The following is a 16,253-nucleotide window of genomic DNA, read 5'->3' on the forward strand; positions in this document are numbered from 1 at the left end:
TCCCGTGGGATAGGCGCCGATCCTTGGCGAATGTCGGAAAAGGGGGAGGCGATATGCACGGCAAGCGACTGGCATTGGCGATGATGTTGGCGTGCGCCGGTTTTGGCGCGATCGCCAAACCGGCGCAGGCAATGGTTTCTGCGGCCGAAAGCGTCAAAATCGACAAGGCGCGGATCGATGCCGCGATCGAGGCGATGATCGCCGACGGCCGCGCCGCCGGCACCTCGGCGCTGATCTGGCAGGACGGTCGGGAGGTCTATTTCGGCGCGGCGGGCATGGCCGACCGCCAAGCGAAGCGCCCGATGCGCCGCGACACGATCGCCCAAATCTATTCGATGACCAAGCCGGTTACCGGCGTCGCCCTGATGCAGCTTTGGGAGGCGGGCAAGTTCCGGCTCGACGATCCGCTGGCGAAATATCTGCCCGAATATACGAATATGCGTGTCTATGCGGGTAAGGATGCGGCGGGCCAGCCGCGCTACCTCCCCGACGAGCGGCCGATCAGCGTGCGCGATATCCTGCGCCACACCGCGGGCTTCGCCTATGGCGCCGGACCGACGCCCGCGCACGACGCCTATGTCGCCGCTGATCCGCTCGCGCTGACTGTCCCGCTTGCCGAGACGAGCCGGCGCCTCGCGACGGTGCCGCTGCTCTATCAACCGGGGAGGCAGTGGGAATATAGTATCGCGGTCGACGTGCAGGCGGCGCTTGTGGAGAAGCTGTCGGGCCAGCCCTTCGCCGATTATGTCCGCACGCATATCTTCGAACCGCTCGGGATGGCCGAGACCGCGTGGCGCCAGCCCGACGCGCGACTGGCGCGCTTCGCGGCGATGAATGTGAAGCAGGACGGCAAGCTGGTTCAGCAGCCGGCGGCGGAAGCGCAGAAGCTCAATTTCGAAGATCACGCGCTGACACCGGGCGGCTTCGGCCTTGCCTCGACCCTCGACGATTATTCGCGTTTCGCGCGGATGCTGCTGAACAAGGGCAGCCTCGACGGCGTGCGCATCCTCAAACCCTCGACGGTCGAGTTGATGGCGACCGACCAGCTCGACCCCGCTATCACGGAGCGCGCGTGGCTTCCCGGCAAGGGTGCGGTCGGCTTCGGCGTCGACTTTGCTGTACGCAAGTCGCCGCCGCAAACCGCTGAGGAAAATCGCGGCGCGGTCGGCGAGTTTTTCTGGGACGGCATGGCCTCGACGCTCTTCTGGGTCGATCCGGCGAACCGCCTGACCGCCGTCTTCTTCGTCCAGACCATCCCCTATGATGGCACGCTGCACCGCGATTTCCGCGCGGCGGTTTACGGGCCAGACTATAAAGGGCCGGCAGGCGACTAGACTGTCATATGTCGGTCATGGACAGGCGCTTGAGCGGGTTCGAGGAATTTCCGATGTCGCAACCTGACAAACGCGCCCTGCTTGCCGGCTGACTGTCCTTTCGATCCGTGCGATAATCCGGCTTCCCAACCACAGAGGGGCGGCACTGACCGCTGTCCCGCCCGCACAGACTTCACCGTTTCCGTACGAACTCGGCGCGCAGCACCAGCCCCTTGATCCCCGCGTGGCGGCAATCGATTTCCTGCGCGTCGCCGGTCAGTCGGATCGATTTGATGACAGTCCCGACCTTCAACGTCTGCCCCGCGCCTTTAACGTTGAGGTCCTTAACCAAAACGACCGAATCGCCGTCGGCTAGCAGGTTGCCAACCGCGTCGCGCACTTCGGGGGCGGCCGCTTCGGCTGCGTTGCGCGCGGCAACATCGCTCACCGACAGCCACTCGCCGCTCGCTTCGTCATAGACATAATCGTCGTCGGCCATGGTTTTCCTATTTGGGTTTGCGAAAGCGCAGCGCGAACTGGTCGGTCTTGCCGCGGATTTCCTTGTCGAAGACATTGGCGGTACGCGGATCGTCGGGGCGGCGATAGAGGTCGTTTTCGGCTTCGAGTTTGAACCCCGCGCCGGTCAGCGCTGCGACGACCGCATCCTTGTCGATCCGGTGCAGGCTGTCGGACAAGGACGTGCCGCTGCCATCGGCGGCGCTATGGTCGACGACGACCAGCGTGCCGCCGGGTTTGAGCGCCGCGAACAAGGCTGCGCTCGCCCTGGCGCCGGTGCCTTCGGGGAAGGGCTTCAGATAAAGGTCGTGGAAATTCTGCACGGTGATGATCGTGTCGAGCGGCTCGGGAAAGGCGGGCGCCGCGAATGGCCCCGCGACGGCATCGACATTGGCGTAAGCCGCGTCCACAGCGGCCTGGTCGTCGCCATATTGTTTCTTGAAGGCGATGAATTCGGCGGGCTGGAAGCCATAGACCTTGCCCGCCGGGCCGACGGCAGCGGCGAGCAGGCGCGTGACATAGCCCCCGCCCATGACGAAATCGCCGACCTTTTCGCCCGGCGCAATCTGCGCAAAGGCGAGCAGGTCGGCGGGTTTGCGCGCGGCGTCGCGCTCGCGGTCGGCGGCGGGGCGCGCGGGGTCGTCGAGCGCGGCCTTGTAGCTGACGGTGCTTTCCTTGGCGGCGAGTGGGGTCGCCGAAATGGCGAGTAGGACGGCGAGGGCAAGCGGACGGATCATGGCATCGACTCCCTTTGGTGTATCGCGTGAGCATAACAGCATCGCGCCGCCTTCGCCCGATTATTTGCATCTCGCTAATTTGATGATAGGTTTTTCTGTGAAACTAAAAATCGGGAGACGGACATGCATGATCTGGTGATTCGCGGCGGCACCGTCGTCGATGGTTCGGGCGGCGCGCCCTTCGTCGCCGATGTTGCGGTCGATGGCGACCGCATCGTCGCGGTGGGCAAGAATCTTGGGCTCGCGCGCGAAGAAATCGACGCCAGCGGCAAGATCGTCACACCCGGCTTCGTCGACGTACATACCCATTATGACGGGCAGGCGACGTGGGACGCCGAAATGGCGCCGTCGAGCTGGCACGGCGTCACCACGGTCGTGATGGGCAATTGCGGCGTGGGCTTTGCGCCCGCCAAGCCCGATCGCCACGACTGGCTGATTTCGCTGATGGAAGGCGTCGAGGACATCCCCGGCACCGCGCTCGCCGAGGGCATGTCGTGGGATTGGGAGACGTTTCCCGAATATATGGACGCGCTCGAAAAGCTGCCGCGCACGGTCGACGTCGCGTGCCACGTCCCGCACGGCGCGGTGCGCGCCTATGTGCTCGGCGACCGCGAAAAGCCCGGCGCGATCCCGACCGAGGCGGACATCGCCGAAATGTCGCGCATCGTCGAGGAAGGCGTGCGTGCCGGCGCGCTCGGTTTCTCGACCAGCCGCACCGTCCTCCACAAGTCGGTCGACGGCGAACTTGTTCCCGGCACGACCGCGACCGCCGAGGAGCTGATTGCGATCGGCCGCGCGATGGGGCGCGTCGGTTACGGCGTGTTCGAAATGGCGAGCGACCTCAAGCGCGAGTGGAACGAATTTCAGTGGATGGGCGATTTGAGCCGCGAAACCGGGCTGCCGGTGACCTTTGCCGCGCTCCAGTCGATTGCCAAGGAATTGCCGCTCGAAGAGCAGATCGAGGAGATGCGGCGCCAGAATGCGAGCGGCGCGAACATCGTCGCGCAGATCGCGCTGCGCGGCAACGGCGTGATCATGGCGTGGCAGGGCACCGTCCACCCGTTCCGCTTCAAGCCCGCGTGGGAAGAGATCATCGACCTGCCGTGGGACGCGCAGCTCGCGAAGCTCAAAGACCCCGCCTTCAAGAAACGCATGATCGAAGAGGAGAATGTCTGGCCCGAAAGCGACATCATCGATTTTCTGAAGATCGTCGCGCTGGGCTGGCCGGTCCAGTTCGAAATGGACCCCGACTTCAATTACGAGCCGAAGATGGACGAAAGCATCATGGCGCGCGCGGCCTCCGCTGGGGTTTCGCCAGCCGAATATGCGTATGACCTGCTGATGAAGGACGACGGCAAGGGCTTCATCTACTTCCCCATCCTCAACTACCGCGACGGCAACCTCAATTTCCTCGAGGATCTGCAGGCGGCCGACGACACGGTGAACAGCCTGTCCGATGGCGGCGCGCATTGCGGGACGATCTGCGACGCCGCATCGCCGACCTTCATGCTCCAGCATTGGGTGCGCGACCGGGCCGGCAAGCGCATCGCGCTCGAACATGCGGTGAAGCGCCAGTGCCGCGACACCGCGATCCTCTATGGCCTCGAAGATCGCGGCGTGCTCGCGCCGGGCTATCTCGCCGATTTGAACGTGATCGACATGGATGCGATCAAGCTCGGCAAGCCCTGGCTCGCCTTCGATCTGCCCGCGGGTGGCAAGCGCCTGCTGCAAAAGGCCGACGGTTATGTCGCGACGGTGAAGTCCGGGGTCGTGACCTTCAGGGACGGCCAAATGCAGGGGCCGACGCCGGGCGGCGTGATACGCGGCCCGCAACGCGTCGAAATGGCGATGGCCGCGGAGTGATGCGGGGCGTCCAGCTTCGCGCACCCGCTTCGCTCGACAATCTGACGCTCGTCGACCTGCCCGACCCGGGCGATCCGGGGCCGGGCGAGATTCGTGTGCGGCTGGCGGCCTCCTCGCTCAATTTCCACGACTATGCCGTCGTGACCGGAATGATCCCCGCCGCCGACGGTCGGATCCCGATGTCCGACGGCGCCGGGACGGTCGAAGCGGTCGGAGAGGGCGTGACGCAGTTCAAACCCGGAGACACGGCGGTGTCGATCTTCTTCCCCGAATGGACCGACGGCGCGCCGCCCGCAACGGCGTTTCGCGGCGTGCCCGGTGACGGCGTCGACGGCTACGCGCGCGAGGCAGTGGTGACGCCGGAACATTGGTTCACCCCCGCGCCGGATGGCTATTCGGCGGGCGAGGCGGCGACGCTGACCTGCGCCGGGCTGACCGCGTGGCGCGCGCTGTTCGTCGATGGCCGGACGCGGCCGGGTTCGACCGTGTTGGTACAGGGCAGCGGCGGTGTTTCGGTGTTCGCTTTGCAATTTGCGAAGGCCGCGGGCGCGCGGGTGATTGCGACCAGCTCGTCCGATGCCAAACTCGATCGGCTGAAGGCGCTCGGTGCCGATGAGCTGATCAACTACAAGCAGGTGCCCGCATGGGGTGCAAAGGCGCTCGAACTGACCGGCGGCGGCGGGGTCGATACCGTTGTCGAAATCGGCGGCGCCGGCACGCTCGACCAGTCGATGGTCGCAGCGCGTGTCGGCGGGCATGTCGCGCTGATCGGCGTGCTCGCCGGATTCGCGGGACCGGTTCAGACGGCGTTGCTGATGGCCAAGAATCTGCGTGTGCAGGGGCTGACCGTCGGCAGCCGCCAGCAACAGATCGATATGATCGCGGGAATCGAAGCAAACGGAATCCGGCCTGTCATCAGCGACCATTTCCCGCTCGAAAAGCTGGCCGATGCTTTTCGGCATCAGGCGGCGAACGCCCATTTCGGCAAGATCGTCGTCGATATTTAGCGGGCCAGCAGATCCGAAGGCAAAGTCGGTTCGCTGACGAGTTTCGCCATGCGCCGCCACATCTCGTCGCGCGTGGGCCGGCCTCGCTCGACATAAGCGCGCACCATCGTCTCGCCGAGACCATAGTTGATCACATAGCTGCGATACTGATCGGTGAAGCCGATCGACTGTTCGGCGCGCTTTGCGGAGACGAGCATATATTTTTGCGTCAGCGCGATCGCGGTCGGTCGGTCGATCTCGCCGTCGAGATATTGCTGCGCAATCGTCAGCCGCGCGCCCGACGCGCGCTTGATCGCTTTCAATAGCTGCCAATAGCGGTCGTCCGACGGCACCGCGATCCCGGCGATCGGCATCAGCACGTCGCGTTCGGTGTCGGCCTTGCTGCGTTCGGGAAAGGCGAGGTCGATGCCGTAATTGGCGCTCCCCTCCGCGATCAGGCTTTGCGGGCTGTAGAGGGGATAGACGCTGAATTCGATCCAGCCGTTTTCCCTCACCAGCCTCTCTTCGAGCTTCATGTTGAGGAGGTGGTGCCCCGGATAACCCTCGTGACAGCCGAGATCGAGCGCGCGCGACAGGCGGATCGGCAGGTCGGTGTTGACCTGGATCAGGCTGTGATAGCCGCCCTGATAATAGTTGTAGCCGCTCCAGCTCTTGCCGGTGACGAATTCGAGGCGAAAGCTCTCGTCCGCCGGCATCGGAATATGCGCCATGCTGCGCCCGCGGCAGCGCGCGATCGCGGCGTCGAAGGTCTTTTGCAGCCGATCCTTGGGAATGGTGAAGCCGTCGAGATAGGCCTCGACACGGTCGGCGAGCGCGCCGTCGCCGGGGACGAGCTCTTCGATCTTCGCGAGTTCGGGGTCGTAACTCGCGAGCGGTTTGAGCTGGGGGCGGACCCCGAACAGCCGCTCGGCTTCGTCGGCGAAAGCGAAACGCGTACCCTGCATCATCTGCAATCGCGTCTCGGCGGCGCGAAGCTGCGCGCGGAGGAAGGCGGCGCGGCGCTTGGCGAGGGGGCCGGAGAGGCGGCGCGCGGCAAGGTCGGCCGCCGCCATCAACTCACGCGTCGCCGCGAGCAGCGCGGCCTTGTCGCGCGGCGCGGCCTCGGCCGCCTTCTGCAGTTCGGGCGGGCCATAATAGGCGTCGATATAGCCCGGCTCGTGCGTCCCGATTTCGAGGCTGAGGCGCAGATAGGCGGCGGCGATTTCATCGAGCGCCTTGGTCGAGGCGGCGGTGCGGCGCACGTCGAGCGTTGCGACGCCCGGTCCGGGGGCAGGCTGCTCGACCCCCGTGGCGGCGCAGCCCGAGAGGAGCGCGGCAGCAACCAGCGACGGCGAAATCAGTGTCTTCATGCCCGGCTGCTTAGCCGTGCGCTTCGGACGTGTCACGCACATCGCCGTCGGTGGCGATCTCGCCGTTCGAGGCGCTTTCGACCGCGCTATGCTGCGGATGAAGCGGCGCGAAGCGGAGCACGGCGAAGCCGACGAGCGCGGCCACCAGCGACCCCATCAAAATGCCGATCTTCGCTTCCTCGATCAGCAGCGCGTCGCCGGGGAACGCGAGCCCGCCGATGAAAAGGCTCATCGTGAAGCCGATCCCGCACAGCATCGCGACGCCATAGACCTGTAGCCAGGTCGCACCGCGGAGGCGGCCCGCAATGCCGAGTTTGACCGAAAGCCAGACGCTGCCGAAGATACCGATCTGCTTGCCGAGGAACAGGCCTGCGGCGATGCCGAGCGGTAGCGGCGCAAGGATCTGGTCGATGCCGAGGCCTCGGATGTCGACCCCGGCGTTGGCGAAACCGAACAGTGGCACGATCGCGAAGGCGACCCATGGGTGCAGCGCATGTTCGAGCCGGTGCAGCGGCGAGGTCTGGCTATCGGGCGCGCCGGGCGTGCGCTCGAAAGGGATCGTCATTGCCGCGAGCACGCCGGCGATCGTTGCATGCACGCCCGAAAGCAGCATGGCGTACCAGAGGAGGAGGAACATCAGCAGATAGAGGATGAGGCTCTTCACCCCCGCGCGGTTCATCGCGTACATGAAGGCGAGGATCGCGGCGGCCGCACCGAGCGCCATGACATTGATCTTGGCGGTGTAGAAAAGTGCGATGATCGCGACCGCCCCCATGTCGTCGACGATCGCGACGGTAACGAGGAACAGTTTGAGCGAGGTCGGCGCGCGCTTGCCGAGCAGCGCGAGCACCCCCATCGCAAAGGCGATGTCGGTCGCTGCCGGAATCGCCCAGCCCTGCGCGAGCCCCGGCTCCTTCCCGGCGAAGAGCATGTAGAGCGCCGCCGGCACCGCCATACCTGCCGCCGCAGCGATGAAAGGCAACCGCCGCCGGTCCCAGCTCGCGAGCCGGCCATCGACGAACTCGCGCTTGATCTCGAGCCCGACAAGCAGGAAAAACACCGCCATCAGCCCGTCGTTGATCCACAGGTGAACCGTCATCGGACCGAGCTTCTCCGTGAGAACAGGGCCGGTCACCGCATGAATAGCGTGTTCGTAAGTCTCGGCGAACGCTGAATTGGCGACAATCATCGCCAAAATGGCGGCGAAAATGAGCAGCATGCCGCCGGCGCTCTCGCTTTCAAGAAAATCACGCAATGCAGAACGAGGCGGAAAACTGCGAGTCATGGGTAAGCTATTTCCTTATTTCGTCAGCGAATTTGACAGTTGAGCGTTGATATGGGCCCGGCTTTACAAACCGGGCCCATTCACTAGCACTATAGATGGAAATGACATTAGGTCATCGAGGGGCGCGGGGCTAGCATATTGGGGCTATCGACCGCATGGCTGGAATGGCTGGTGCTGGGAGCCGGCCATGAACTGATGCTGTTCGCATCGGTCGGCATATTGCTGATCGGGCTCGACGACTTGCTGCTCGACGCCTTGTGGCTGGCGACGCGCCGCCGCGACCCTGCGGCGCTCCCCGACGCGCCGCCGATCGACGGGCGCTTCGCGGTGTTCGTGCCCGCTTGGGACGAAGCCGAAGTGCTTCCCGCGATGCTGCACCGCACGCTCGCGGCATGGCAGGGGGAGGATTTCCGGTTGTATGTCGGCTGCTACCCCAACGACGCCGCGACGCTGTTCGCCGTGTCGCCGCTGGTCGCGCGCGACCGGCGGCTGCGGCTGGTGATCGGGGGTCGCGAGGGGCCGACGACCAAGGGCGACAATCTTAATCATCTGTGGGCGGCGCTCGCCGAGGACGAACGCGCCGAAGGCATGCGGTTCGCCGCCATCGTCCTCCACGATGCCGAAGATCATGTCCATCGGGGCGAACTTGCGCTCTATCGCCGCTATCTCGGTGAAAATGCGATGGTGCAAATTCCCGTAGTCCCGCTGATCAAGCGCGAGGAACGCTGGGTCGGCGGGCATTATGGCGACGAATTTGCCGAAGCGCATGGCAAGGAGCTGGTCGTGCGCTCGCGGCTCGGCCTGCCCCTTCCGTCGGCCGGGGTCGGCTGTGCGCTGACCCGTACCGCGCTGGCGCTGCTGGCGATCGAGCGCGGCGGCGAACCCTTTCGCTGCGACAGCCTGACCGAAGATTATGAGATCGGGATGGTGATCGGCGCCTATGGCCTTGGCACGCGCTTCATCGACACGGTCGGATCCGCCGGCGACCGGATCGTGTCGCGTGGCGCTTTTCCGGGCGAGGTTGAAAAGGCGGTGCGGCAAAAATCGCGCTGGATTGCTGGAATCTCGCTTGCCGGATGGGATCATCTGGGCTGGCCGGGTTCGCGGCAGGTCGACGCGGGGGGCTCCGCGAACCGCACCTGGCTCGCGCGGTGGATGCTGTGGCGCGATCGCCGTGCGCCGCTCGCCGCCCTCGTCCTCCTCGCCGCCTATGTCGGGGCGATCCTGACCGGGCTGGGTCTGGCGGGGGGCGCGCTTCTCGGCTGGAATGCGATCGTCGTCGGAGAGGATATGCGGCTGCTCCTCGCGCTCAATCTGCTGCTGCTCTGTTGGCGACTGGGCATGCGCGGTCATTTCACGGCGCGCTGGTATGGCCTTGGCGAAGCGCTGCTTTCGGTGCCGCGCGCCTTTGTCGCGAACATCATCGCGATTCTCGCGGCGCGCCGTGCGGTCACCCTCTACTGGCGAATGCTGCGATCGGGCGAAGTGGTGTGGGACAAGACCGACCATTGCCGAAGCGAGCCGGTCCAAGAGGATGCGTTCGTCCGGAGGGCCGCGCGATGATGGCGCGGCGCATCGGCGCGCGTCGCGACGCACCGGCGCTGCGCTTCCTGCTGCTGTGCGTCGGCGGCTGGATCGCCCTGCGCATCATGATGACGTGGAATCCCGCCATGTCGGTGCCCCCCGATGGGCCGGCGGTGCCGTGGGCGCCGCCTTCACCCTTTGCAACCGGAGGCGGCCTGGCGGACAGCGGGTCCTTTGCCGATGGCGTGCCGGAGAAGGGCATGTCGGCGCAACGCGCGGGCCTCGCGCGTCCTTTGGCGGCACCGCGGCCAGATGACTCCGATGCACCGCCCCCCGCGGAGGTCCGGACACCTTCGGGAGGCTTCGCCGCCGACCGCCACAACCTTCGCCTTGCGCTGATGGCGCGCCTATTACCGTCGCGGCCGGGAGAGGGGGCGCGTTCGGCGGTGGGCGGGAGCGCGCCCTTGTGGTTCCCGCCGGCCGCGACGACGACAGCTGCGCCCGGACAGGGCGCGCCCTTCTGGATCCGGCGTCAGCTTTCGAGCTGGTCGCTCGGAAGCTGGCTCTATCTGCGCCAGGGGTCGGGGGATGCGCCCGAAACCATCGTCGGTGCCGGCCAGCTCGGGGGCAGCCAGGCGGGCCTTCGGCTCGCTTATGGTTTCGGGGACACCGGCCGTTTGCGCGCCTTTGGCCGTGCGACGATCGCGCTGCAACGGACGCGCCAGCGCGAGCTGGCCTTCGGTCTCGCCTTTGCCCCGCTGGCGCAATTGCCGGTCGATCTCGCGATCGAGCAGCGCGTTGCGGCCGGACCCGAAGGCCGCACCGCGCTCGCCGTCATGGCCAGCGGCGGTGTTTCGGATGTCGCACTTCCCGCCGGCTTCCGGCTCGATGCCTATGCGCAGGCCGGCATCGTCGGCGCGCGGCGGCGCGACGGCTTCGCCGACGGGGCTATCGTCGTCGATCATCGCCTCGGCGCCCGCGAGACCTCGCTGCGGCTTGGCGCGCTTGCCGCGGGCGCGGTGCAGCCCGGCGTGGCGCGCGTCGATGTCGGGCCGCGGCTGACGCTGCGCCTTCCCGACGTGGGCGAAGGCAGCCGGATCGCGCTCGACTGGCGTCAGCGCGTCGCGGGCGACGCGCGCCCCGAAAGCGGCCTTGCCCTGACCCTCGCCGCGGACTTCTGATTGAGCACGAAATAAGGCGCTACAGCCGATTCCCCGTGCTGGAAAAATGGTCTAGGGTCCTTGGAATCGGCGCTCTTCCGGCGTCGTCGATACGCATTCGGGGCCCATGGATCTCTATCTCCCAGTTGCCAATCTTTCGGTCAATGCGCTGGTCATCATCCTGCTCGGTGGCGGGGTGGGCTTTCTGTCGGGCATGTTCGGCGTCGGCGGCGGCTTCCTCACCACGCCGCTGCTCATCTTCTATGGCATTCCGCCGACGGTCGCCGCCGCTTCGGCCGCGACGCAGGTCACGGGCGCCAGCGTGTCGGGCGCGCTCGCGCATCTCGAGCGCGGCGGGGTCGACCTGCGCATGGGAACGGTGCTCGTCGCGGGCGGCCTCGTCGGCTCGCTGATCGGCGCGGGACTGTTCGAACTGCTCACCGCATGGGGTCAGATCGATACGGTGATCAACATACTCTATGTCGTGCTGCTCGGCTCGGTCGGCGGGATCATGGCGCGCGAGGCGTTGAGCGCGCTGCGCACCATGCGCGCCGGGCTGCCCGCGCCGGCGCGCAAACGGCGCCACCACCCGATGGTCGCCAACCTGCCGCTGCGCTGGCGCTTCTATCGTTCGGGCCTCTATATCTCGCCGCTCGCGCCGCTGATCCTCGGCATGGCGGTCGGCATATTGACGATGCTGCTCGGCGTCGGCGGCGGCTTCATCATGGTGCCCGCGATGATCTTCCTGCTCGGCATGGGGACGCAGGTGGTCGTCGGGACCTCGCTGTTCCAGATCTTGTTCGTGACGATCGCGACGACGATGGTCCACGCGATGACGACGGGCGCGGTCGACATCGTGCTCGCCGGACTGCTGCTGCTCGGCAGCGTCACCGGGGCGCAGATCGGCGCGCGCTTCGCCCAGCGGGTGAAACCCGAATATCTGCGCATGGCGCTGGCGGTCATCGTGCTGCTCGTCGCGGCGCGCATGGCGGTCGACCTCTTCATACGCCCCGACGAAATCTACACGGTGCAATGACCCGGGTTCGCGCCTTTGTCCTTGCGCTCGCATTCGCGCTGCTGCCAACAGCCGCGGCGAGCGCCGCCGATCCGCGGCTCGTCCCCGACGTATCGAGCCGCGCGATCGACATCCAGTACAGCTTCACCGGCGAGGAACTGCTGCTGTTCGGCGCGATCCTCTATCCCGGCCAGCGCCTGCCCGACGACCGCGCCGACATCGTTGTCGTGCTCAAGGGGCCGGTGCGGCCGATCGTGCTGCGCGAAAAGCGCCGTGTGGCGGGGATATGGGTTAATGCGAACAGCATCCGGCTGCGCACCTCGCCCGGCTTCTATGCGATCGGATCGTCGCGGCCGATCGACAAGCTGGTCGACGAACGGACCGCGGCAATCTTCGAGCTCGGCCTTGCCAATCTGTCGATGTCGCCGACCGGATTTCCGGAAGCGAAAACGCTCGGACGGTTCGAAGCGGGGCTCATCGACCTTTATCGCCGCGCGGGGCTATTCGTCGAAAACCCCGCCGCGGTCGAAATCACCGAGGGCGTGCTCTATCGCGCCCGCATTCCCGTGCCGGCGCGCGTGCCGGTGGGTACCTATCGCGCCGAAACCTATCTGATCAGCCGCGGCCGGGTGCTCGCGGTCGCGGCGCGCGACGTCCAGATCCGCAAGGCCGGGTTCGAACGCTTCGTCGCGCTCGCGGCGGAGCGCCATGGCTTTCTCTATGGTCTTTCCGCGGTGCTCCTGTCGCTCGTGCTCGGCTATGGCGCATCTGCGATTTTCCGCCGCCGTTAGACACAAGCTTTTAGTCCTAAGTTCACGGCCTATTTACCCTCGTCTGCGATAGCTGGAGCCGGGACCACAATAGGCGGGGCGGATATATGGACATGCAGGGTGGCGGATTCGGCGCCGGGGATTTGACGGCGGCGCAGCATGTGCGTCTGGCGGGCGGTGGCGTGGCGGCGCCGGTCGTGCCGGTAGCCAACCATCATCGCGATGACCTGATGATCGGCGAAGTCGTCGATATTTCCGGCTCGGCCTCGCGCATCCTGCTCGATTCCGCGGTGATCGGAAAATTGGCGTCGTCGACCGATGCTGCGGTGGCGATGGCCGGGCAGGTCGGGGCGCAGGTAAAGGTGCGCGTCGGCAATGTCTGGCTGATCGCGAGCATCCGCGACCAGCAACTCGACACGCGCGGTGAAGGGCTGATTATCGCGACGATCGATTTTCTTGGCGAGGGCGAAGAGGAAAAGATCACCGGCCGCATCCATAATTTCCGCCGCGGCGTCACGCGCTATCCGATCCCGGGCAGCCAGGTTTTTGCCGCGACCAGCGCCGACCTCAAACAGATTTACGCCGCCGACGAGCGCGCGCATGTCGAGATCGGCACCGTCTATCCGACCAAGGATATTCGCGGTTCGCTCTATGTCGATGCGATGCTCGGCAAGCATTTCGCGCTGCTGGGGTCGACCGGTACCGGCAAGTCGACGAGCGCCGCGCTGATCCTCCACAAGATTTGCGAACTCGCGCCACAGGGCCATATCGTGATGGTCGACCCGCACGGCGAATATTCGGCCGCCTTCAAGGGCACCGGCGCGCTGTTCGACGTCGACAATCTCGCGATGCCCTACTGGCTGATGAATTTCGAGGAACATTGCGAAGTGTTCGTCACCGCCGAAGGACGCGACCGCCAGGCCGACTGCGACGTGCTCGCGCGCTGCCTGCTCCAGGCGCGGACCAAGAACCGGCTGGCAGAGGGCATGACCAAGATCACGGTCGATTCGCCGATTCCCTATCTGCTCTCCGATCTGCTCAACATCCTCCAGAACGAAATGGGCAAGCTCGACAAGGCGACCTCGTCGGCGCCGTTCATGCGCATCAAGGGCAAGATCGAGGAAATGCGCGCCGACCCGCGCTATAATTTCATGTTCTCGGGGATGCTCGTCGCCGACACGATGGCGAACTTCCTCGGCAAGATCTTCCGCCTGCCGTCGGACGGGCGGCCGATCTCGATCATCGACGTGTCGGGGGTGCCGTCGGACATCACCGGCGTCGTCGTCGCGGTGCTGTCGCGCCTGACCTTCGACTATGCGATCTGGTCGCGCGGCGAGCCGCAGCGCCCGATCCTGCTCGTCTGCGAGGAAGCGCACCGCTACATTCCGTCGAAGGACGTCGGGACCGGGCAGGCGGTGCGCAAGATCCTCGAACGCATCGCCAAGGAAGGCCGCAAATATGGCGTGTCGCTGGGGCTCATCACCCAGCGCCCGTCGGATCTTGCCGAAGGCGTGCTGTCGCAGTGCGGCACGATCATTTCGATGCGCCTCAACAACGAACGCGACCAGCATTTCGTCAAAGCGGCAATGCCCGAAGGCGCACGCGGCTTCATCGATTCGATCCCGGCGCTGCGCAACCGCGAATGTATCATCTGCGGTGAAGGCGTCTCGATCCCGATCCGCGTTCATCTCGACACGCTCGAAGAGGAAAAACGGCCGGCGTCGAGCGATCCGCTCTTCTCGAAGCTGTGGCGCGAAACCGGCGGTGAGGCGGAAATCCTGGAACGCGTCGTCAAGCGGTGGCGCAGTCAGGGGCGGTAAGTCGCTTCACCCACCTCGCGAAAACCGCGAGCGCTGCGTTCAGCCCGAGCCGAAAGCCTCAGCCTTTCCACTCACCGCTCTTGAGGAATTCCTCGCGAATCTGGCCTGACTGGTTGAGCCGCGGATCGGTGTAGGTCGGCGTCGAGGCGGGCGGCGGCGCGGTGGTCGCCGGCGGCGTCATCGCGCCGGGCAGCGGCGTCGGGGTGACATCGGGCAGCGGCGCGGCGGGACCGCCGAGCATCGGTGCGGGACCCGCGCCGGGGGCGAGGCCCTGGCCCTTGAGGATCGCGAGCTGCTGCGCGAGCGGCAGATAGGGACCGGGAACAGGTTCGCGGCCCGGATAGGGCGCACGGAACGCGTCGGGCATTCCCCAGCGGCCGCGCCAGCGATGAAAGATGTGCGCGCCGACGATATTGGTCATCACCAGGCTTTTGCCCCAGCGCGGCCAGATCGCCTGCGTGTGATAATGGGTCGCCAGCCCGACTTTCGGGAAGACAAAGCCTCCCAGCGCGGCCGATGCGATACGGCTCGCGCGCAGCCAGTTCCGCCGTTCGGGCGCGCGCGCCATCGCACCGTCGCAGCTGAAGGTGAATTGGCACACGCCCGCGCGCTGCGATCCCTGGAAGACGACACCGCACACGGTGTTGGGAAAGCTCGGATGGCGGACGCGATTGATCACCGTCTGCGCGACCCCGCGCATGCCGTCGTCGGTCTCGGACGCCGCCTCATAATAGAGGGCGGCGGTCAGGCAATAATGCGCGCGCTCGCGATCGAGCGCGGTGACCCCGCGAAAGACATAGGGTTTGGCGGCCGGTCCGACGAAGGCCTCCTCGCGCAGCAGCGCGGGATCGGCGGGGGGCAGCGCGGTTGCATTGCTATATCCGATGCTCGTCGGATCGGGCAGCGACGGGTCGATTTTCAGCGCCGCCTGATAATCTTCGGCATTCATGATCGCCCAGCGTTCGGGGTCATAGGCCCGGAAATCGATCGGCACCGACACGCTGTACGGGCCGAAGACCGCGGGTGCGCGCATTTGACCGCTCGACAGCAGGAAGGCGAGGCACGCGACCGCAACCACTCCGACGATCGCCGCCCAAAAAGCGCGCCCCGGCCCTGCCGGTTTTTCCGGCACCGGGTCGCGCCACGTCGAGCGGGCGGTGAGGGACAGTTCGGGCTTCATGCGCGTTTCAAATTCCGTCGGCGCTCGGCGCGCGATTCGCGCGAAGCGGCCAACCCGCCTTATACGCGGAAACGCCAATAAAATGTTTCGCCGTCGTCAGGCACGTTCGGCAAGCGCGACGACGAACAGGATCAGGGCCGCGGTCGAGGCGAGTGTGCGGATATGATTCCAGGCCGTCCACTCCTTGAGAAAGCGTACCCAGACCGTCTGCCCCCCGGCTGTCATGGGATCGCTCGCGTCGAGCGCATTGTTGCGCGGGACGTTGAAGATCATCGTCACGACGAACATGCCGAGGAAATAGACCACGCCCCCGGCCAGCGCCGCGCAGGCGCCCGCTTCGTCCCAATGCAGCGCGCTGATCACCGCGAGCGCGAGGCTCGACAGGCTCGATCCAGCGAAAAGCGGCATGAAAAGCGAGCGCTGGATCACGCGATTGATGCTGTTCATTGCCGCGGCGCCCGCGGGGATGTCGATGCGCGCGAACGCTGTCATCACGAAGGCAGAGAACGCGAAATAGAGTCCGGCGAGCAGCCCGCAGGCGACGATCGAGAACCAGAGCAGCGCGGTGATCAAAGTGTCGGCCATGTTGAACTCCAATATGACAGGGGCAACGCATACCCGCTTTCGCCGATCGCGCGAAGGCGGTCGACCGGCGTCGATCCATTCCCCCTTGCCGACTCACCGTAGCAAGCCTATATGCGGCCTACTTCTTGA

At 65.9% G+C, this 16,253-nt stretch carries 14 protein-coding genes; 8 read left to right on the forward strand and 6 right to left on the reverse strand.

The genetic code is table 11. The features are described 5' to 3' along the window. The first annotated feature begins 53 nt into the window (after nt 1-53). Nucleotides 54-1,334, forward strand: coding sequence for a serine hydrolase domain-containing protein (locus tag E5675_RS03165; RefSeq protein ID WP_136173304.1), 1,281 nt, complete (start codon nt 54-56; stop codon nt 1,332-1,334). A 172-nt stretch (nt 1,335-1,506) separates the two neighbouring features. On the opposite strand, the gene E5675_RS03170 is transcribed toward E5675_RS03165, so the two are convergent. Then, on the reverse strand, nt 1,507-1,812 hold the full coding sequence (locus E5675_RS03170) for an alkylphosphonate utilization protein (protein ID WP_136173305.1): 306 nt from the start codon (nt 1,810-1,812) through the stop codon (nt 1,507-1,509). A gap of 7 nt (nt 1,813-1,819) precedes the next feature. Further along, nucleotides 1,820-2,566: a class I SAM-dependent methyltransferase gene (locus E5675_RS03175; RefSeq protein WP_136173306.1), complete on the reverse strand. Its 747-nt coding sequence runs from the start codon at nt 2,564-2,566 to the stop codon at nt 1,820-1,822. Nucleotides 2,567-2,689: 123 nt separating this feature from the next. Between E5675_RS03175 and E5675_RS03180 the strand changes: the two genes are divergently transcribed. Further along, nucleotides 2,690-4,429, forward strand: a complete 1,740-nt coding sequence (locus tag E5675_RS03180; protein ID WP_136173307.1) for a D-aminoacylase — start codon at nt 2,690-2,692, stop codon at nt 4,427-4,429. Further along, on the forward strand, nt 4,429-5,436 hold the full coding sequence (locus E5675_RS03185) for an NAD(P)-dependent alcohol dehydrogenase (RefSeq protein ID WP_136176311.1): 1,008 nt from the start codon (nt 4,429-4,431) through the stop codon (nt 5,434-5,436). Before E5675_RS03180 ends, E5675_RS03185 begins: the two co-directional genes overlap by 1 nt. On the opposite strand, the gene E5675_RS03190 is transcribed toward E5675_RS03185, so the two are convergent. Further along, nucleotides 5,433-6,785, reverse strand: coding sequence for a hypothetical protein (locus E5675_RS03190; protein ID WP_136173308.1), 1,353 nt, complete (start codon nt 6,783-6,785; stop codon nt 5,433-5,435). The genes E5675_RS03185 and E5675_RS03190 overlap by 4 nt on opposite strands. Nucleotides 6,786-6,795: 10 nt before the next feature. Continuing rightward, a complete protein-coding gene (nhaA, locus tag E5675_RS03195; protein ID WP_136173309.1) occupies nt 6,796-8,070 on the reverse strand; it encodes a Na+/H+ antiporter NhaA in 1,275 nt (424 codons plus the stop codon). A gap of 138 nt (nt 8,071-8,208) precedes the next feature. Between nhaA and E5675_RS03200 the strand changes: the two genes are divergently transcribed. The 5 genes from E5675_RS03200 (at nt 8,209) to E5675_RS03220 (ending at nt 14,359) form a co-directional block, all read left to right on the forward strand. Further along, a complete protein-coding gene (locus E5675_RS03200) occupies nt 8,209-9,633 on the forward strand; it encodes a glycosyl transferase family protein (RefSeq protein ID WP_136173310.1) in 1,425 nt (474 codons plus the stop codon). After that, nucleotides 9,630-10,775, forward strand: coding sequence for a hypothetical protein (locus tag E5675_RS03205; protein ID WP_136173311.1), 1,146 nt, complete (start codon nt 9,630-9,632; stop codon nt 10,773-10,775). Before E5675_RS03200 ends, E5675_RS03205 begins: the two co-directional genes overlap by 4 nt. Before the next feature lie 106 nt (nt 10,776-10,881). Continuing rightward, a complete protein-coding gene (locus tag E5675_RS03210) occupies nt 10,882-11,790 on the forward strand; it encodes a sulfite exporter TauE/SafE family protein (RefSeq protein ID WP_136173312.1) in 909 nt (302 codons plus the stop codon). After that, a complete protein-coding gene (locus E5675_RS03215) occupies nt 11,787-12,560 on the forward strand; it encodes a TIGR02186 family protein (RefSeq protein ID WP_037554483.1) in 774 nt (257 codons plus the stop codon). Before E5675_RS03210 ends, E5675_RS03215 begins: the two co-directional genes overlap by 4 nt. A 209-nt stretch (nt 12,561-12,769) precedes the next feature. Then, nucleotides 12,770-14,359, forward strand: coding sequence for an ATP-binding protein (locus E5675_RS03220; protein WP_235211470.1), 1,590 nt, complete (start codon nt 12,770-12,772; stop codon nt 14,357-14,359). Between the two features lie 58 nt (nt 14,360-14,417). Here the strand turns inward: E5675_RS03220 and E5675_RS03225 are convergent, their stop codons facing one another. Together E5675_RS03225 and E5675_RS03230 are read right to left on the reverse strand one after the other, a co-directional pair. Further along, a complete protein-coding gene (locus E5675_RS03225) occupies nt 14,418-15,539 on the reverse strand; it encodes a cell wall hydrolase (protein ID WP_136173313.1) in 1,122 nt (373 codons plus the stop codon). A 96-nt stretch (nt 15,540-15,635) separates the two neighbouring features. Further along, the gene (locus tag E5675_RS03230) at nt 15,636-16,124 is read right to left on the reverse strand and encodes an anthrone oxygenase family protein (RefSeq protein WP_136173314.1); all 489 of its coding nucleotides are present in this window, start codon (nt 16,122-16,124) and stop codon (nt 15,636-15,638) included. Nucleotides 16,125-16,253: the final 129 nt, after the last annotated feature.

This window comes from Sphingopyxis sp. PAMC25046, assembly GCF_004795895.1.
Classification (GTDB): Bacteria; Pseudomonadota; Alphaproteobacteria; order Sphingomonadales; family Sphingomonadaceae; genus Sphingopyxis.